The following is a 17,258-nucleotide window of genomic DNA, read 5'->3' on the forward strand; positions in this document are numbered from 1 at the left end:
CAACTCTAGGAATTCGAGGTATGAACCTTGCGCGCAGCACTAGTTAAGAAATTTGGTCCGCCGGCGTCACTCGTCGTGGAAGAGGTTGATGATCTTGTTCCTGGCCCGGGCGAGGTCGTCATCGGCGTGGCTGCGGCCAGCGTCAACTTTCCGGACATCCTCGTGGCCAGTGGCAGCTACCAAGTCCTCCCGGCTCTGCCCTTTTCCCCAGGGAAGGAGGCGGCCGGGACGGTCCTGTCTCTGGGGGAGGGCGTCACCCGGGTTCGACCGGGCGACAGGGTTCTCACCCTGGTGGAATTCGGCGGATATGCCGAACAGGTCAGGGTCCGCGAGGACCTCCTTTTTCCGCTGCCGGATAACGTTGGATTCGCTGAGGCGGCAGCCTTTGGCCTGGTCTACAGCACAGCGTGGTTCGGACTTGTCCGTCGGGCCGGCATCGCCGCCGGAGACGTCGTCTTGGTTACCGGCGCAGGTGGTGGAGTCGGCTCGGCGGGCGTCCAGTTGGCGAAGGCTCTCGGCGCCACCGTCATCGCGCTGGCCCGTGACGGGGACCGGGCGGAGCTCGCCCGCAAACAGGGAGCTGACCACGTGCTGACCTCCGACCCCCGTCGCCTGCGGGATGACTTGATGGAGCTCACCGGTGGTCGGGGTGTGGACATCACCTTGGAGACGCTTGGCGGGGACATACTCAGCCAGGTCATCCGTGCCACGGCATGGGAGGGAAGGGTGGTGATTGTCGGGTTTGCTTCCGGCGGGCAGATTCCCGTCAAGCCCGGTCACCTGCTAGTCAAGAACATCTCGCTCATTGGCCTCCAGGCCAGTGACTATCGGGACAGGATGCCGGACGAGATGCGCTCAGCGATGCAACAGATGCTCGACATGGTTGCGGCCGGCAAGCTGGATCCCCAGGTTGATCGTACTTATGAGCTGGACCAGGCTGCGGAAGCACTCCAGCATGTCAGCAATGGAAAGGTCCGCGGCAAGATCGTCATCGTCACCGGAAGGAACGGCTGAGGTCGCGGCCCGCCGGCCCGACGACTCGGTCTCTGGTCCTAGAGGTTTCCAGCTCGGGGACCGCACGTCCGATCCTGCAATCCACGTCAGGGTGGGCCACCCGGCCGCCCCAATAAGCGCGCCATCACTAACGCCCGCAAGTAACTTCCGCGGACATGCAAACACCGTGTATCACCCATAATACGTACCAACGTCGAGCATCCTGGATTGCCTGATGCGCGGCGCCCAGATGAAGAGAGGAGCGGAAACATGAAGATAGTTGTGCTCACCAAACAGGTTCCGGATACTTGGTCGAATCGAAAGCTGAATCTGGAAACCGGGATGCTCGACCGCAGCGCGTCAGAACCGGTGCCGGACGAGATCAATGAGCGTTCTCTGGAAAACGCGTTGCAGTACAAAGACGGGAACCCCGACACTGAGATTGTGGTGTTGTCGATGGGGCCTGAGGATACCTCGAAGACCTTGCGCAAGACGCTTTCCATGGGTGCGGACAGAGCCGTACTTGTTTCGGACCCCGCACTGATCGGTTCGGACATGGTACAAACCGCGACAGTGCTGGCCGCAGCGGTAACAAGGATCGGCGCGGATTTGGTGCTGGCCGGCAACGAAACCACAGACGGCTCTGGCGGAATGGTACCGGCAATGGTGGCGGAACTACTTGGCCTTCCCATGTTGCCTGCGTTGGATGCGATGGCGCTGTCCGGAGCTTCGGTGGCCGGAACAGTACAAGTGGACGGGGGTTCGCTGAAGCTGAGCGCGCCCTTGCCGGCGGTGGCCTCTGTCACGGAAAAGTCCGCTGAAGCCCGCCTTCCGAACTTCAAGGGCATCATGCAAGCCAAGAAGAAGCCGCTTGAAATGTGGTCGCTGGCGGATCTGGGTATTCAGGCGGGCCCCACAGCCACCACCGTGCGGTCTGTGATGGTCTCCGCTGCCGAGCGCCCTCCGAAAGAAGCCGGACCCAGAATCAGCGACGACGGCACAGCGGCCGCCAGGCTGGCTGATTTCCTCAAGCAGAACCAGCTGATCTAAGCCCTATCACGGCCTTCTGGCCACTACTGCAGACTTTGACTAAAGGAATCCAGAATATGGGAAACGTCCTAGTTTATATTGAGACCACGGCCGAGGGTGCGGCCAAGCCCTCAGCGGCGGGAATGCTTGGTTCGGCATCGACAATCGGCACCCCGGTGGCTGTCGTGCTAGGCGCATCAGACGCGTCTGAAAACATCGTCTCCGAACTCGGCGCGCTCGGTGCGGTTGAGGTGTATGTCTCCGTAGCGGAGAACAGTGGCACCGAACTTGGCTCGGCTGCCGTCGGGGCTTTGGCCGACGCTGCAAAGGTTTATTCCCCGTTGGCCGTGCTCCTCCCGCATACCAACGATTCGAAGGCAGTAGCGGGCCGTCTTGCCGTGGTGGCTCGTGGATCCGTGGCCGCAAACGCGGTCCGGCTGCGGTTCGACGCGGATGAAGCGATCGCCCAGCATTCAATATTCGGGGGCGACTTCGCCACCGAATCCACTGTGGAAGGCGGACTAATGATCATCACCCTTCGCCCGGGGTCGATCGACACCCGCCCGGAGCCCGTGACGGATCCGAAGGTGACCACGGCCCGGATCGCCACGACCGTGGCTCCGGGCGCCGCCATCACTGAATCGCTGGAAGCTCCATTATCGCCGGAGCGTCCTGTTCTCCGAGGGGCTAAGGCGGTAGTTGCCGGGGGACGCGGGCTTGGCTCGAAAGAGGATTTCTCCCTGGTTGAACAGCTGGCCGACAGCCTGGGAGCCGCCGTCGGCGCATCCCGCGCTGCAGTGGACGCCGGGTACGTTCCTCAGTCCCACCAAGTCGGCCAGACCGGAGAATCCGTTTCACCGCAGCTGTACATCGCTCTCGGCATTTCGGGGGCAATACAACACCGAGCAGGTATGCAAACTTCAAAGACGATCGTGGCGATCAACAAGGACGAAGACGCGCCAATATTCGAAGTCGCCGACTTTGGCATCGTGGGGGATGTATTCAGCGTCGTCCCCCAGCTCATCGAGGAGATCAAAGCCCGCCAAGGCTGAGCCCCAGAAAACAGGGGGTGTCCTGTTGAAGACACACCGCAAACATCCCGTTTCCCGTCTCCCGGGCGGCGGCCGAAAGGAGAGCACCGACCTTGCGTAGCGAAAACACAAATCCCAACGTCAAGACGCAGCCGTCAGGCGGACAAGACAAGCAGCGTATGGCCGGCTGGACTCCGTTGCCAAACCATATTTCGGCGCAAGCCGTGCCCGACCCTTCATCCTTGGCCGTCACGTTCCACGTGGGAACGGCGGCAGCCCCTGCGCCTGACAAATCCGTTCCCGCGACGTCCACCGAAGCGGCACCAGCGGACCAGAAAAACCCTGTGCCCGCGCAGGCACCTGCAGCGCACAAGAAACGGATGGCAGGATACTCACCTGTCGTCAGTTCCAGTCAGGTTCCTACACAGTCTCCCACGCCGGACACTCACCCAGGGGTGGCGGTCGTGAGCGCTACATCGCCTGTGGAAACGACTGCCCCTGCGCGCAAACAGAGGATGGGTTCGGCGTCATCGACCGGCGAGCCGGCGGACGTCCGAGCCGCATCAGACCAGCGGCGCATCGGCTCCGCGACTTCGACGTCAGGATCCACAAGCCGGCAGGCCAGCGTGGCCGGTTCCGTTCCTCCGCCACCCCTGGACGGGCGCAACCAAGCAGACGACCTGCCGGCCACGCCCCCAGGAATCACGCCGCAGGACGCAAAGAAACGCATCCCTGCCGAACGTGCGAAATGGGTAAGACCCGCACTGAATTGCGCCGGGCTGATCATAATTTCTCTGGCGCTAGTGTTGGCCGCGCGCTGGCTGCACGCATTGGAGGGCGTCCAGGACTTCCTGGCAGCCTATCCAGGCCATGCATCGATACCCGCTTCGGCTCCTGAGGGCCTTCCGGCGTGGTTGGGCTGGCAACACTTCTTCAACATTTTCTTTATGGTGCTCATCGTGCGTACCGGGCTGCAAGTCCGTCTGGAACGGCGCCCGGCCGGATACTGGACTCCAAAGAAGAATTCTCTATTCTCCCCGAGAGGCAACACTCCCAAGAAGATCGCCCTGTCCCAGTGGACGCACCAGGTGCTCGACGTGCTCTGGGTGCTTAACGGGGCCGTCTTCATCATCCTGCTCTTCGTGACCGGCCAATGGATGCGAATTGTTCCAACGAGCTGGGATATCTTCCCCAATATGCTCTCAGCAGGCTTGCAGTACGCATCTCTGAACTGGCCTACGGAGAACGGATGGATCAAGTACAACGCCCTTCAAGTGATGGCTTACTTCCTTACGGTGTTCGTCGGCACCCCATTGGCAATCGTTTCCGGCGTCAGAATCTCAACATGGTGGCCAGAAAAAGCCGAAAAACTCACCAAAAAGTACCCCGTCGAATGGGCCCGCGCCATCCACTTCCCAGTAATGATCTATTTTGTCGCCTTCACCGGGGTGCACGTCTTCCTGGTGTTCTTCACTGGCGCCTTGCGGAACCTGAACCATATGTATACCTCGCGTGATGCCGTCGACGCGTGGGGACTCGTCATCTTCCTCGCTTCACTTCTGGTCATCGCCGCCGCCTGGTTTCTCACCGGACCAGTATTCACAACTCCCATCGCATCTCAGATGGGGAAAGTTTCGAGGTGACGTGGACATGCCTTGAAACTGATTACATCCCGGTCCCGGCGAGGGTCCCCGTCGCACCAAGGGCGGGCTCCCCACTCCATATGCCATTGCGTCCGGAAACCCCGCCCTCCCCGCCTGCAGTGCATCTCCAGTCGTCTCAAAAAGCCAGCCATGGTCTTATAGTTTTACAAGAAGCTAATGTTCGACTTTTACAGCAAGGGGATGATGGAGCGATGTCGGCCAGCAAAATGATTGGCCATTCCGTCCTGCGGCCACGGGAGCAGGTCGAAGAGACCATCAAGGGTGCCATTCTTGCCGGCGAGCTGAAGAGCGGCGAAATGTTGCCGCCAGAGATAGAACTTGCCCGACAATTTGGCGTCAGCAGGGCAACGCTACGGGAAGCGCTGCGTGTGCTGTCGACCCAGCACCTCATCCGAAAAGTTCCTGGGGCCCGCGGTGGGAACTTCGTTCAAGCGGTTGACTACTCCGCCTTGGGATTTGCCGTGAGCGATTCAGTTAGTAATCTCATGGCGTTGGGGCGGGTCGACTTTGAAGAGGTCGCCGAAGTCCGGCAGCAGCTGGAAATCCCTGCCGTCAGGCTCGCAGCAAAGAACCGCGTGCAGGCCGACCTTGACGAGCTTCACACAGTGGTCGAACGACAGAAGAGCATCTCCGTCGACGACCCCCTGGTTCCGGACCTTGACCGCAGGTTCCACAGCAGAATCGCCCGGGCCTCAGGAAACCGGGTACTCGCTTCCCTCGTGACTGCCCTGCACAATGCGACAGAACCCGTAAGTTACCTGGAACTCTCGCCCCAGGTCGGGCGGAATACCTTCAGGCAGCACCAAACAATCCTCAAGGCGATCGAGGCGCAGGACGCGGATGCTGGCGAAGCTGCGATCATCGAACACCTGAGCTATCTGCGCGGACACATCATCGCCCACCGGGCCGAATAACGCAGGGCGCCCCGAAAGTTGTTCCATACCCACGACGATGATGCCGTAGCGCAGACGGCTAGTCGCCCGGCCTTAATGCAAGTGCGAACAACTCCAAATGAACAGATTGTGGAAGTGCCGAGCGTGCCGTAGCGCAGACGGCTAGTCGCCCGGCCTTAATGCAAGTGCGAACAACTCCAAATGAACAGATTGTGGAAGTGCCGAGCGAAAGCAGGTCGGCGACGACCGGCAGAACGCGCTCGGCCTAGCCTCCCGCTAGGACAAAACACCGTCACAGACGATAACGACGGCCTCCACGTCCCAAACGAGCTCGAAAACACAGAGGTACACTCATGAACCAGGCTTTTATTTACGACGCCCTCAGGACCCCGTTCGGGAAGTTCGGCGGCGGACTCGCCGGCGTCCGTCCGGATGACCTCGCCGCCCACGTGATCGGCGAAGCCGTGAAGCGCGCCCCGAAGCTCGACGCCGGGCGGATCGACGAAGTCGTGTTCGGCAACGCCAACGGCGCCGGCGAGGAGAACCGCAACATCGCCCGGATGGGCACCCTGCTCGCCGGGCTGCCGGTCTCGATCCCCGGCACCACGGTCAACCGGCTCTGCGGGTCCTCGCTGGATGCGGCGATCATCGCGTCCCGGCAGATCAACACCGGCGATGCGGAGCTGATGCTGATCGGCGGCGCCGAGTCCATGTCCCGTGCCCCCTGGGTGCTGCCCAAGACCGAGAAGCCCTACCCGGCCGGTGACATGACGCTGGTCTCCACCACGCTGGGCTGGCGCCTGGTCAACCAGGCCATGCGCCCGGACTGGACCGTGTCCCTCGGCGAGGCGACCGAACGGCTGCGCGAAAAATACGGGATCACCCGCGAGGCGCAGGACGAGTTCTCCGCGAACTCGCACAACCTGGCCGCCGCGGCCTGGGACGAGGGCTTCTACGACAACCTCGTGGTCCCGGTCCCCGGCACGGACCTGGTCCGCGACGAAGGTATCCGCGCCGGGTCCTCGGCGGAGAAGCTTGCCGGGCTGAAGACCGTGTTCCGCTCCGACAACGGGACCGTCACCGCCGGCAACGCGTCCCCGCTCTCCGACGGCGCCTCCGCGGCGTGGCTGGGCAGCGAGAACGCCGTAGGGCTGCTGGGCCTGGAGCCGCTGGCGCGGATCGCCGGCCGCGGCGCGCACGCCAACGATCCCCAGTTCTTTGGCTACGCTCCGGTGGAGGCCGCGAACAAGGCCCTCGCCAAGGCCGGCATCGGCTGGGACCAGGTCGGCGCCGTCGAACTCAACGAGGCGTTCGCCGCCCAGTCCCTGGCCTGCATCAACGCCTGGGGCATCGACCCCGCCATCGTGAACCGTCACGGCGGCGCGATCGCCATGGGCCACCCGCTGGGCGCCTCCGGCGGGCGCATCCTCGGCACCCTGGCGCGGAGCCTGCAGGCCTCCGGTGAGCGCTGGGGCGTCGCCGCGATCTGCATCGGCGTCGGCCAGGGCCTCGCCGTCGTGCTCGAAAACGTCACCGCAACCGCCAATCTGAGCCGTTCTTGATCTGGCTCTCCCGGACGACCGGCTACCGGAAGCGAGCGACAAAACGACTACGACCGGATGACAGATCACCACGGCGAAACAGGTGAATACCAACGCTGGAAGGCGTGAGAACCGGAGCCGGGAGGCCAAGCTCATCAGTGTTGCGCCACATCGGCGGCTTTGCCGTAAAACACAAAGGTGACAGCTGCCGGGCAGCCTCGAGGGGCCAGCCAGCATCATGTCGACTCCGACCGACTAACACCTAAACCGGCAGTCTGACAGGGGAGACAAGGCAAGAGCCGCTTGCAGATGGAGCCATTGTCCTCAGCGCCCGGGATTCGAGACCACAACGGCATACGTACTCAGTTGCGCCCGTTCGACGCTTCGTCGAACGCCTGGTCAGGGATCCCAACCGGCCACCGAAGCCGCCATTTCCAACTGCGAATTAACCGCCATTCCCAACCAACAGTCACAAGCATCTGTATGGGATTTTTCGCAGCGGGGGGATGGTCGGAGGTTGTCGCGGTGGGGACCCCTTCCCAGGCGCAGAATGGACCACCGCGCCGAAAGCGAGGCCATGTTCAGGACGTTCCCGGACAACAAGTCGGCAACCGGCCCTACAAGACCCTGTTCGCCAGCGGCGACTGGACCTGCTCCATCGCCCGCTTCACCGGCGCGATGACCGGACCGATGGTTCTGCCCGACGGCACAGAGATTCCACCCACGGGCAAGTCCTTCACCGTGGATTTCTGCACCGTGGCGCGCTGGGACAACGGGCCAGATCGTCGAGGAGAATCTTTTTTACGACATGCCGGGGATGATGTCCCAGCTCGGCCTGGGCGGCTGATCCCGGAGGGCGCAGGAAACGCAGTGCACTGCCTGAGTGCACTGCGTGCCGGAGGGACGGCCCGGGCCACACTATCCACCTGGACAGCCAACCTCAAAGTCACTCCTCTAATTCGATCCGATCTTGGATCCGGGTGGGAAAGTTCCAGCCCTGTGGGGGCTTCCCCGGGGGATTCATTCGTCCCGGGGAGCGTAGATCGGGGTTTGGCGGAATTCGCCGATGATGACGCGTTCGGCGGCGGTGGCCTGGCGGGTGGCGGAGCGGGCCAATTGGATGCGCCACACCAGGGGTGTGTGGAGGACCCGGATGCCCGTCCCCTGGCCGTGCTGCAGCGCCGACTCGGGCAGGAAAGCGACGCCCAGGTCCTCCCGGCGCACAGTTCCATGGCCATGGCCATGGTGAAGGACACCACTTCGGTGTGGACCGTGCGGTGCAGCCCCGACGTGGCCAAAGCGGCGTCCACTGTTGTGCGGTTTCCCCAGCCTTCGGGAAAGTCAATGAAAGGGCTCGTCCGCGATCTCGGACAAGCTCACGCGCTTCCTGCCGGCCAGGCGGTGGGAGTCCGGGCATGCAAGGACGATTCCCTCGGCGTGCAGCGGATACAGCTCGAGGCCGGGCGCAGCCTCTTTGGGCACGGACACCAGGGCCAGATCCAGGGCGCCGGAGCGGACATCGGCCAGGCTGGTGAAGATTCCGGCGGTTACCCAGGATATGAGCAGATCCTGGACATCCTGGCGGACCGTGCCCACGAAGACCATGTCGAAACCAAGGCATGGGTAGCCGATGTGACCGGCAACCACCGGCCGTACGATCCGGACTTTTTCGATATCGACTCGGCCGCCCAAGCTGTCTCCGGCTGCCTTGAGTCCAGCCCAGCTCCAAGCGATCGCATTCGCCACGAACTTCACTCCGCGTCGTCGTCGATGGTAGTCCTGCCGGACTGCATCATAACTGAGAGTTCACTATCAGCTTCAGCTTGTCATAATCTTCATTATCGGCTAAAAGTTGGGCTAGTTGGTGGCCTAATCTCAGGCTATAATTTCAAGCATGAGAACCGTACCGCTCAGCGAGGCTAAGGACAAACTCTCAGCCCTCGTGGAGGAAGCAGACACGACCCACGAAATCATTCAGATCACGCGACACGGGCACCCATCAGCGGTGCTGATGTCCGCGGACGACCTGGAATCTCTCCAGGAAACGATCCACTGGCTGTCCCGGCCGGGCATCCGCGAAGACCTGGACCAGGCGCGGCGCGACATCGCCGAAGGCAACACGACCAGCGGTGCTGACCTGCGCCGCGAATTCGGACTGCCGCCGCGGTGACCGGCACAGAACCCGGTGATACGGCTGCGTGGAAGGTCGAAGTCACGAGTCCGGCCCTGAAGGGTTTCCGCCGGCTCCCCGAGAAGGCGGCAGCAGCGATCGTTGAATTCGTCACCGGCCCGCTGGCCGACAACCCCCGGCGGCTGAGCAAACCCCTCACGAATGAACTGCTCGGCCTGCACACGGCACGGCGCGGCGACTATCGCGTGCTGTTCACCCTCGACGTTGAAGACCACATCCTGTACGTCCACCGCATCGAACACCGATCCGACGTATACAAGCCGCGTTAGCCGAACTTCAAGGAAAGATGTGCCAGCTGGGAGCCTCTCCCCCAGCTCAGGCTGACGAAAGGTCCCTATCGGCATCCTAAAATGGCCGGGGAGAGACCGCAAAAGGGGTCGTGCCGGAGACCTACGGCAGTTCGTGGCTCAATTCATACCAGGGCGAGCTCAATCCCCTGGTATGAAGCCACTCATCGATTCAGGACAAACGTCGTCGCAAACTACCGGGCGAGACTCCCGGTCATATGGAGGACCAGACGCCGGTCCTCCATATTCGCGTGCATCTGGTCGGCAGTGAGCAGAACCCGAACATACAAGACCGGCTCCACTGCGTCGGCGGTCGTGTCCTCAGCCATAGTCACGAGACCGTCGTTCTGGATGCGGTCGAGTTGAATGGATCTTATCCAGACGTTGCCTGTTAGCCGTCCAGGACCCGGCCGGTGTTGACGGCCACGAGCTTGCGGACATCTTCCCTGCTGACGCCGGAGTCCAGTAGCTGGCCGAGGACGCGTTCGTAGGAGTCGATGGGGAAGGGATTGTTCTTCTGGCCGAGGTCGGAACCGATGATGGTGTTGTCGACCCCGACTGCGTTGATGAAGCTGAGCATGGTGTCAACGTTCCACTGGAAGAAGGTGGTGCGGTCGTCGTATTGCACCAGTCCGTGCTCCACAACTGCGCCGAGCTCCACCCATTCCCGGGCTTGGGCGGGGTTGGCTTCGATGACGAAGTTCGGGTGGTTCACCACCAGGCGGCGCAGGCCCATCTTCTTCGCTGCCCGGAGTACTGCGGTGATTTCAGGCGGGGACATGTGTCCGGTGGACAGGATTGCGTCGGCCTCCTTGACCAACTGCAGGACTTCTACCGTGTCCGGAAGGAGGGTGCCGTCGTCGTCCATCACCCTGATCGGCGCCGTCTTGCGCAACGTGATGCTCGTGGAGGGAAACTTCAGGTGCTCTTCACGTTCGTGCACGCAGATGTGCTGCTCAGAGGACACCGTGGGCATCCAGACCATGCGGCCGCCCATCTGGAGGCTGAGTTCCACGGCGTAGGGGTTGACGCCGCCGACGTAATTGTTCAGTGCCACGCCACTGTAGACAGGGAGGGGCAGTCCGCCAATGGCATCGTCCACAGCGGCAATGTCGGTGACCATGCTGTGGTGGTGGGACTTGATCAAGATGGCACGGAATCCGGCGGCGTGGGCCATGTCGGCCACGCCGCGGATGCCGATGTTGCGGGGGAACGGCGACGGCGCCGGGTGCACATGCAGGTCCACTGCGCCGACGAGCAGTTCGGGGATCCGGTGGTCGGTGAAGACGTGTTCGTCAGTTGCGAGGGTGGTCATGTTTTCTCCTTGGATACGAACGAAGTGGGACGCTAGGACGGGGAGCCGGCTGGCTCAACAGCCGCGGAGCCCATGTCAACGTCTTTGGTTTCTGGACCTAGGTATGCGCCGACCGACAGCAGCACGCCGCCGATGACTATGAGGACGATCGGGGTGTAGGCCATCGGCATAAACGCCGTGAGCCCACTGAGGTAGAAGGTGTAGAACGCGGGGATGATCAGCGCGAAGCTGTAGCCGATGCCGTAGCCGCTCGCCCGGATCGCCGCCGGGAAGCGTTCGGTGAGGTACGCGGCGATGGGGCCGAAGGCAGAGATGGTGAACACGTCGATGACAACAGCCAGAATGGTCACGGACACCAGGTCCTCGGCCGGCGTGTTCAGCAGCATCACGAAAGCGGCGGAGGCGACCGAAAGCGACGCGACGCCGAAGCCGATGTAGAAGCGCCGGCGGCCGATTTTCTGGGAGAGTACCGCGGCGCCCAGGAACCCGCCGATGGTGACCACGGAGGCAATCAGCATAATGACGCTGACGGTCTTGTCCGGCACTCCCACCGCATTCTTGAGCGTGGCGGGAAGGATGGCTGCCGCTACGTTGGTCAGGAACCAGAGTCCGGTCATGAGGATGAACACCTGCATGAGGCTGCGGCGGTGACGGCCCAGGAAGAGGGCCTTTACAGGTGACTCTTTGGTCGCTGACGCGTCAAAGTCGGGAGCTTCCTCCACGTGGCGGACGTAGTAAACGAAAACTACAGCTGCAAGCAGTCCGCCGATGACGAACGGGATGCGCCAGCCCCACTGGACGTAGGGCGAGTCGACGCTTCCTGCGGGAAGCGCCATGAGCAGGGCAAAGGTCAAGACGGCAATGGTGGCGTTGGCCAGCGGGTTGGTGGCCGTGATCAGGCCACTGGCCAGGCCGCGGTGCTTCTTGGGCGTCCATTCCATGGCCAGCGGGACAGCGGTGCTGTATTCACCGCCGAGGAAGACGCCGCCGATGAAACGGAGCAGGACGAGAAGCACAACCGACCAGGTGCCGATGCTTTGGAAGCCGGGCAGGAACGCGATGCCCATCGTGGCGAGGCCAAAGCCGGCCAGAGCAACCAGCGTGAGCTTGTGGCGTCCGAATTTGTCTGCGAAGTGGCCGAAGATGGCCGAGCCCAGCGGACGTGCGATCAGCGTGGAGGCAAAGACCAGTGCCGCGATGGTGGCGGCCGTGCCCTTGTCCATTTCCGGGGGCTGGAAGTAGATCATGGCTGGGGCCAGGGTAATGATGGGCAGGTAGATATCGAACTGGTCGGCGTAGTAGCCGAAGATTCCGCCCTTCAGCGCGGACCGGCCAGCGTCCGGCTTGGCGCCGTTGCCTGCGGTGGGACTGGGACTGGCGGGCGCGGGGGTCTGCAGAGTGGGGTGCGTGGACATCGTAGTCCTCCGTTGATTTTTTCGGGGATTGGGGAGCATGTTGATTTTTAGTTGCTGGAGCTTGCTTTGACACTGACTACCGGGGACTCGGTGGCCATCAGCCGGGTGCCGGCGCCCAGCGCAGCGGAGAGTTCGGCGGCAGCTGTTGCCACGTCCCATGCGGCCTGCGAATCACGGTCCAGGCCCAGGACATGGTTGGTGGCCACGAGGGCGAGGGAGGCACAGATTCCGTGCTCATCGAAGATCGGGGCCGATACCGCGTTGACGCCGCCGAGGTCAGGGCTTGTGGCCACGCCGGTCTCGCGCGTCAGTTCTATTTCTGCCCGAAGGGCTTCCTGGTGCTCCGGCGGAAGCGCGGAGAGCATCCGCTCGGTCCGCAGCTGATCCGAGGTGAAGGCGAGGAACACCTTGGCCTGGGCCGAGGTAAGCGGAAGTTGCGATCCCACGCGGACCGAGACCACAACGTTGCGGCTGGTGTCTTCTTCCACCCGCGACACCACAGGCCCGCCGGAACCCCAAAGACTGAGGACGGCTGTCATGTGGGCACCTAAACTAAGATCGCGCATCACGGCCGGGGCAAGGTCAAGGACCTTGCGCTGGCTCATGGCGAACGTGCCCAGCTGGAGCAGCAGACCGCCGGGAACGAATGATCCGACGGCGTGCCCACGTTCCAGTAGCCCGGCAGCGACCAATGAGTTGCAGTACCGGTAAACAGTGGACCTGTTAAGCCCCAGCAGGTCAGCGGCCTCGGCGGCTGTTACCTGCGGACGGTTGGGACCGAAGAGCTGCAGGATCTGGGCAGCCCGGGTGACGGCCTGGATATCCGAGGCCGAGCCGACTTGAGTTTCCTCAGACATTCGATTTCCCTGACTTTGTTCGTATGAATGATTCTGTGTTCGCAATGCGCGACCATTTGTTGATACTCTAAGTGAACTGCACCACAATCACAAGCGCTGCACCGCACTGGTCCGCGGACTCCGCCGCGCAATCCGCTGGATTTGTTCGCATTGTGAGGTATGACCAAGCAAAGCGAACCAGGTGCAGTACTACGTCAAGAGGAGAGACCCATGTTTGATAAGTCAGATCCCCGCGCCGGCCTGGGCCGCGCTGCTGCCCCAGCAAGCGCCGCTACCGCCATAGCCCCGGACGCCGCGATCGCGGCAGCCCATTACGCAGAGTTCGACGGCGACCCTACCCACGTGAGCCAGCTGGGCAGCCCTACCTGGATAACCCGCGGCCACAACTTCATCGTTGCCTATACCCGGCTGTCGGCAGGTGACGAGTTGCGCCGGCCCGAAGGGCAGGATGAGTACGTCGCCATCCTTCACCAGGATCACGCGATCGTCACCGTCGACGCGGTGGGCGCCGAGGTCACGGCCAAGGGCCAAAGCCTTGTAGTCATCCCTGCCGGCGAGTCCGTCATCAGGGCGGACCAGCCCACCGACGTCGTACGTGTTTTTGATATCCGCACAGCCGACCTCGCAGCCCAGGCGGACAACGCTGCGGACTATCGTGCCGACCACCCTCGCGTGGCATCGCTGGAAGAATGGCCCGAACCTGTCGACGGCGACCAGCTGCGGGTCTACCCGATGGACGAGTTCACGCCTGAGCCAGGCCGATTCGGCCGGATCTTCCGCACCCGGACCCTCATGATCAACTACATGTACCCCACCGAGGGTCCACGCGACGTCACCAAGCTCTCCCCCCACCACCACGACGACTTCGAACAGGGTTCCCTGGCCGTCCGGGGAAACTTTACCCACCACATCCGGACACCATGGACTCCGGACATGAACCAGTGGCTCGAGGACGAGCACACGCCCGTCGGCAGCCCCTCCCTGGCGATCATCCCGCCGCCCACCGTGCACACCACCAGGGCCACGGGACCCGGCACCAACATCCTCATCGACATTTTCAGCCCGCCCCGCGAGGACTTCTCCGCCCAGCAGGGCTGGGTCCTTAATGCCGGCGAGTACCCCCGCAAATAGCCGTCCGGTAGGCCCACCGTCCACCAATCCCACATGTCACAGAAGGCGGCCCCAGTGTCCATCCTCAACAAGCCCGGGTCGGTCGGCACCTGGGTCAAACTGCCACCCATCGAATCCGTACAGATCATGGCGCACGCAGGCTTCGACTTCGTGGTCATTGATCAGGAACACGCCCCCATCGACGTCCGCACGGCCTACCAACTGATCAACACCGCAACTGCGGAAGGCCTGCTCGCCCTGGTACGCGTCGAGGAGCTCAACCCCTCCTCCATCCAGCGGATCCTTGACGCCGGAGCGTCCGGCGTCCTCATTCCCCACATCGACACCCCCGAGCAGGCCGAACTCGCTGCCAGGTCCGTCCGCTTCCCTCCGCTGGGGATCAGGGGCGCCGGGGGCACGAGCCGGGCAGGCCGATGGGGAACATTACCCACGGCCACCTACCTCGCATCAGGCAACGACGAGGCCCTCTGCATTCCCCAGCTCGAAAGCAAAGCCGCGTTGGACAACGTGGAGGCGATCGCCGCCGTCGAAGGCATCGACGCCCTCTTCATTGGCGTCGCTGACCTGAGCATGGATATGGGCACCACGCCCACCGACCCCGAAGTCGTCAAGCTCTACCTGCACGCCCTGGACGTTGCCCACCGGGCCGGAAAACCCTGCGGCTTTGCCTCGGGCACCGCCGCAGGCGCCAAGACCGCCCTGGACCAAGGATTCGACTTCGTGATGGCCAGCAGCGACACCGCAATGCTCGTAGCCGAAGCATCAAACATCACAAGAACAGTCAAGGCGCAACATCCCTGATCCACTAACGCGACAACAAATGCTCCAAAGAGCTTTGCGCCATTTACTTTGCTGGCAAAAGGCGGATGAAGCGAAGCAGTCTCCCCGAGTTATGAACTCCGCGGACCCTCGCACCACACCGCTGGTGCCTCGCATTCTTATGACACCCAGAAGGGAGCAGGAAACGCTTCCATCCGCGGTACCCCACAGCATATTCGGGGCCGGCGGGCCGCTACCGGCCCGGCCTAAACGCAGACAGCTGGTACAAGACCGTTTCACCTTGCTAGGGGCTCCGCTGTGGCTTGCCAGCCTTCTTGGCCAGCGCAACAGGTAGTTGGCCACGAGAATTGCGATTATCTCAGCCTCGCGGACGGCGTCCTATTGCCAGCGGAGTTGGCCAAAAATCCGCGGTGGGGTTCGGCCATCACGACCGCGGCGGGAGGACTTCGATGTCGCGGAGGCTGAGCGCTGCTATCAGGGCGGCGACGACACCGTCGATGATCCGATAGCTCTCCGGGCCCGATCCGATCCATTCCAGGCGTGGCCGTAGGTAGGGGTAGAGCCGTCCTTGCTCGGGGCGTGGGTGCAGAAGCATGGCCCTTTTGCCGTGGGTGATCGGCCAGTAGAGCTCGAGGTACTCGACCGCGATGGTGAGGATTCGTACGACGGCGGGATACAGGTCGAGGCTGCCACGGAGACCGCCGCGGATGTTGTGGTGGTCGCGGCCGGTGGGGCCGTGCAGGCGGTGCCCCTGCCAGAGGCAGTCGAAGATCGACGCGCTGTTTTGGACGACGACGCCGCGGATATCGTCGTAAAGCTGCGGCGTCACCAGTCTCTATCAAGCGACCTGGCGTGCGACGCTCGAACTCTAGACGCCGCCGGTCAGAGGGCTGCATCTTGCGGCCGCAGGCCCTGTGCTGGCCAGCCCCTTGGCAGGTTTGGCCAACTAGCGTGTCAATTGGCCAACTGTCTTGGCAATCAACATCCGCGTTAAATTCCGGACATGCCGGTAGCTCGCGCTGCTTCAACGCCGATATCGGACGTTACGTAAAGCTGAACGCTTAGAAGGGGGCATCTTCGTAACGGACCTACTGTCCTGTCTCAATTGTCCTGTCTCATCTAAAGTGGCCCAGTCTCATTACAGATGGACCACTAATGGTTTCTGTCTCACTACAGTTGGCCCAACCGCGAGTTTCCGGGGGTTTCATGGGCCAACTTAGATGAGACGGGACATCGGTGCAGACCGCCCTCATGGACCCGACGCGGGGTGGTGGTGAACCTCCTGGGCAACTGCGTCGCCACGTTCGTTGTCTCCAAGTGGGAAGGCCAGCTCGATCGAAGCGTTACCATCATCATGGCCGTTCAAGGACCAAATCACCCACCACGTTTCCGCCATCACCCTCGGCGTCGCTACAGATCCGCGTTCCACAGGAGGCGGCACACGCGCTGCCGCGCCTGAGGGTCTTCCGATGCGGCAGGCGGGACGAACGAAGCCCGGAGTTAATCGAGGAGGTGCAGCTGTTCGGGGGAGTCAAGATCCTCGCCGCCGAAGAGGTCACTGCAATCGATGAGGTCTATCAGTTCGGGATGGGCCTGGAGGAAATAACGGGCCCCGCCGTCGCCCGTTGCCATTTCGGCGGCCTCAGCGCGGAGGCTGGAATCCAGGAGCAGCGGATGTCCCCGGCGGAGTTTCCCTTCGGGGGCACGGTAGGCGGCCGCCGTCACCCGGCCAGTCCGGTGGGATGCCAGCAACCTGGCGACGGTTTCTGCGGTCAGGCCGGGCTGGTCCACGAGCGCGATGAGCACATGGTCCTCCGGGGCTGCTGCGGCCACTCCCGCCCGGAACGAACTTCCCATTCCGGTGGCCCAGTCCGGGTTGTCGATGACCCGGTGCCGGCTGAGATCGGTGGCGACGCGGACCGTTTCCGCGTCCGCGCCGAGCACCGCCACCACTTCGCGGCAGCCGCCTGCGAGCAGCACGTCTGCCAGGACTTCAACGAGCGTGCGGCCGCGGAACCGGAGCAACGCCTTGGGCCCGAGCCCCAGCCGCGTCCCGGCGCCGGCGGCAAGCAGCACCGCCGTCGTGCGTTGTGTGTCCAGGTCAGCCATCGTCCCAGCCTATCCAGCCAGA

General features: G+C 62.9%; 18 protein-coding genes and 1 pseudogene. 12 read left to right on the plus strand and 7 right to left on the minus strand.

Annotation, left to right across the window (positions count from 1 at the left end; translation table 11 throughout):
* The first annotated feature begins 27 nt into the window (after positions 1-27).
* The 6 genes from AC50YA_RS09580 (at position 28) to AC50YA_RS09605 (ending at position 7,172) form a co-directional block, all read left to right on the plus strand.
* A complete protein-coding gene (locus AC50YA_RS09580) occupies positions 28-1,014 on the plus strand; it encodes an NADPH:quinone oxidoreductase family protein (protein WP_494982056.1) in 987 nt (328 codons plus the stop codon).
* 249 nt (positions 1,015-1,263) lie between these two features.
* Positions 1,264-2,043, plus strand: coding sequence for an electron transfer flavoprotein subunit beta/FixA family protein (locus AC50YA_RS09585; protein ID WP_494982240.1), 780 nt, complete (start codon positions 1,264-1,266; stop codon positions 2,041-2,043).
* A gap of 56 nt (positions 2,044-2,099) precedes the next feature.
* The gene (locus tag AC50YA_RS09590; RefSeq protein WP_494982057.1) at positions 2,100-3,074 is read left to right on the plus strand and encodes an electron transfer flavoprotein subunit alpha/FixB family protein; all 975 of its coding nucleotides are present in this window, start codon (positions 2,100-2,102) and stop codon (positions 3,072-3,074) included.
* 92 nt (positions 3,075-3,166) lie between these two features.
* Entirely contained in the window at positions 3,167-4,696 is a 1,530-nt protein-coding gene (locus AC50YA_RS09595) for a cytochrome b/b6 domain-containing protein (protein WP_494982058.1), read from the plus strand.
* 212 nt (positions 4,697-4,908) lie between these two features.
* Positions 4,909-5,631: a FadR/GntR family transcriptional regulator gene (locus tag AC50YA_RS09600; protein WP_494982059.1), complete on the plus strand. Its 723-nt coding sequence runs from the start codon at positions 4,909-4,911 to the stop codon at positions 5,629-5,631.
* A gap of 332 nt (positions 5,632-5,963) precedes the next feature.
* Positions 5,964-7,172: a thiolase family protein gene (locus tag AC50YA_RS09605; protein ID WP_494982060.1), complete on the plus strand. Its 1,209-nt coding sequence runs from the start codon at positions 5,964-5,966 to the stop codon at positions 7,170-7,172.
* 999 nt (positions 7,173-8,171) lie between these two features.
* On the opposite strand, the gene AC50YA_RS09610 is transcribed toward AC50YA_RS09605, so the two are convergent.
* Both AC50YA_RS09610 and AC50YA_RS09615 read right to left on the minus strand, forming a co-directional pair.
* Positions 8,172-8,375, minus strand: a complete 204-nt coding sequence (locus AC50YA_RS09610; RefSeq protein WP_494982061.1) for a hypothetical protein — start codon at positions 8,373-8,375, stop codon at positions 8,172-8,174.
* Between the two features lie 117 nt (positions 8,376-8,492).
* A complete protein-coding gene (locus tag AC50YA_RS09615; RefSeq protein ID WP_494982241.1) occupies positions 8,493-8,756 on the minus strand; it encodes a LysR substrate-binding domain-containing protein in 264 nt (87 codons plus the stop codon).
* Between AC50YA_RS09615 and AC50YA_RS09620 the strand changes: the two genes are divergently transcribed.
* From AC50YA_RS09620 to AC50YA_RS09630, 3 genes are read left to right on the plus strand one after another with little or no spacing between them, the layout of a single operon-like run.
* Positions 8,730-9,074, plus strand: coding sequence for a hypothetical protein (locus tag AC50YA_RS09620; RefSeq protein ID WP_494982242.1), 345 nt, complete (start codon positions 8,730-8,732; stop codon positions 9,072-9,074). The genes AC50YA_RS09615 and AC50YA_RS09620 overlap by 27 nt on opposite strands.
* Positions 9,046-9,321: a type II toxin-antitoxin system Phd/YefM family antitoxin gene (locus AC50YA_RS09625; RefSeq protein WP_494982062.1), complete on the plus strand. Its 276-nt coding sequence runs from the start codon at positions 9,046-9,048 to the stop codon at positions 9,319-9,321. The genes AC50YA_RS09620 and AC50YA_RS09625 overlap by 29 nt, the downstream gene beginning before the upstream one ends.
* The gene (locus tag AC50YA_RS09630) at positions 9,318-9,611 is read left to right on the plus strand and encodes a type II toxin-antitoxin system RelE family toxin (RefSeq protein ID WP_494982063.1); all 294 of its coding nucleotides are present in this window, start codon (positions 9,318-9,320) and stop codon (positions 9,609-9,611) included. The genes AC50YA_RS09625 and AC50YA_RS09630 overlap by 4 nt, the downstream gene beginning before the upstream one ends.
* 409 nt (positions 9,612-10,020) lie before the next feature.
* Here the strand turns inward: AC50YA_RS09630 and AC50YA_RS09635 are convergent, their stop codons facing one another.
* From AC50YA_RS09635 to AC50YA_RS09645, 3 genes are read right to left on the minus strand one after another with little or no spacing between them, the layout of a single operon-like run.
* Complete coding sequence (locus tag AC50YA_RS09635; protein ID WP_494982064.1) at positions 10,021-10,944, minus strand: DUF6282 family protein; 924 nt, start codon at positions 10,942-10,944, stop codon at positions 10,021-10,023.
* Positions 10,945-10,976: 32 nt separating this feature from the next.
* The gene (locus tag AC50YA_RS09640; RefSeq protein WP_494982065.1) at positions 10,977-12,359 is read right to left on the minus strand and encodes an MFS transporter; all 1,383 of its coding nucleotides are present in this window, start codon (positions 12,357-12,359) and stop codon (positions 10,977-10,979) included.
* A 47-nt stretch (positions 12,360-12,406) separates the two neighbouring features.
* The gene (locus AC50YA_RS09645) at positions 12,407-13,216 is read right to left on the minus strand and encodes an IclR family transcriptional regulator (protein ID WP_494982066.1); all 810 of its coding nucleotides are present in this window, start codon (positions 13,214-13,216) and stop codon (positions 12,407-12,409) included.
* Positions 13,217-13,426: 210 nt separating this feature from the next.
* Between AC50YA_RS09645 and AC50YA_RS09650 the strand changes: the two genes are divergently transcribed.
* Complete coding sequence (locus tag AC50YA_RS09650; RefSeq protein WP_494982067.1) at positions 13,427-14,347, plus strand: cupin domain-containing protein; 921 nt, start codon at positions 13,427-13,429, stop codon at positions 14,345-14,347.
* 54 nt (positions 14,348-14,401) lie between these two features.
* Positions 14,402-15,148 (plus strand): HpcH/HpaI aldolase family protein, encoded by a 747-nt coding sequence (locus tag AC50YA_RS09655; RefSeq protein ID WP_494982068.1) that lies wholly within the window; start codon positions 14,402-14,404, stop codon positions 15,146-15,148.
* 403 nt (positions 15,149-15,551) lie between these two features.
* Here AC50YA_RS09655 and AC50YA_RS09660 read toward each other — a convergent pair whose 3' ends face one another.
* Entirely contained in the window at positions 15,552-15,956 is a 405-nt protein-coding gene (locus tag AC50YA_RS09660) for a hypothetical protein (protein ID WP_494982069.1), read from the minus strand.
* A 438-nt stretch (positions 15,957-16,394) separates the two neighbouring features.
* Here AC50YA_RS09660 and AC50YA_RS09665 point away from each other — a divergent pair.
* Positions 16,395-16,698, plus strand: a pseudogene (locus tag AC50YA_RS09665) (hypothetical protein); the annotation flags it as partial.
* Here AC50YA_RS09665 and nboR read toward each other — a convergent pair.
* A complete protein-coding gene (gene nboR / locus AC50YA_RS09670) occupies positions 16,628-17,236 on the minus strand; it encodes a nicotine blue oxidoreductase (RefSeq protein ID WP_494982070.1) in 609 nt (202 codons plus the stop codon). The pseudogene AC50YA_RS09665 and the gene nboR sit on opposite strands and share 71 nt — an antisense overlap.
* Between the last annotated feature and the right edge of the window lie 22 nt (positions 17,237-17,258).

It is taken from the genome of Pseudarthrobacter sp. RHLT3-21, assembly GCF_059383495.1.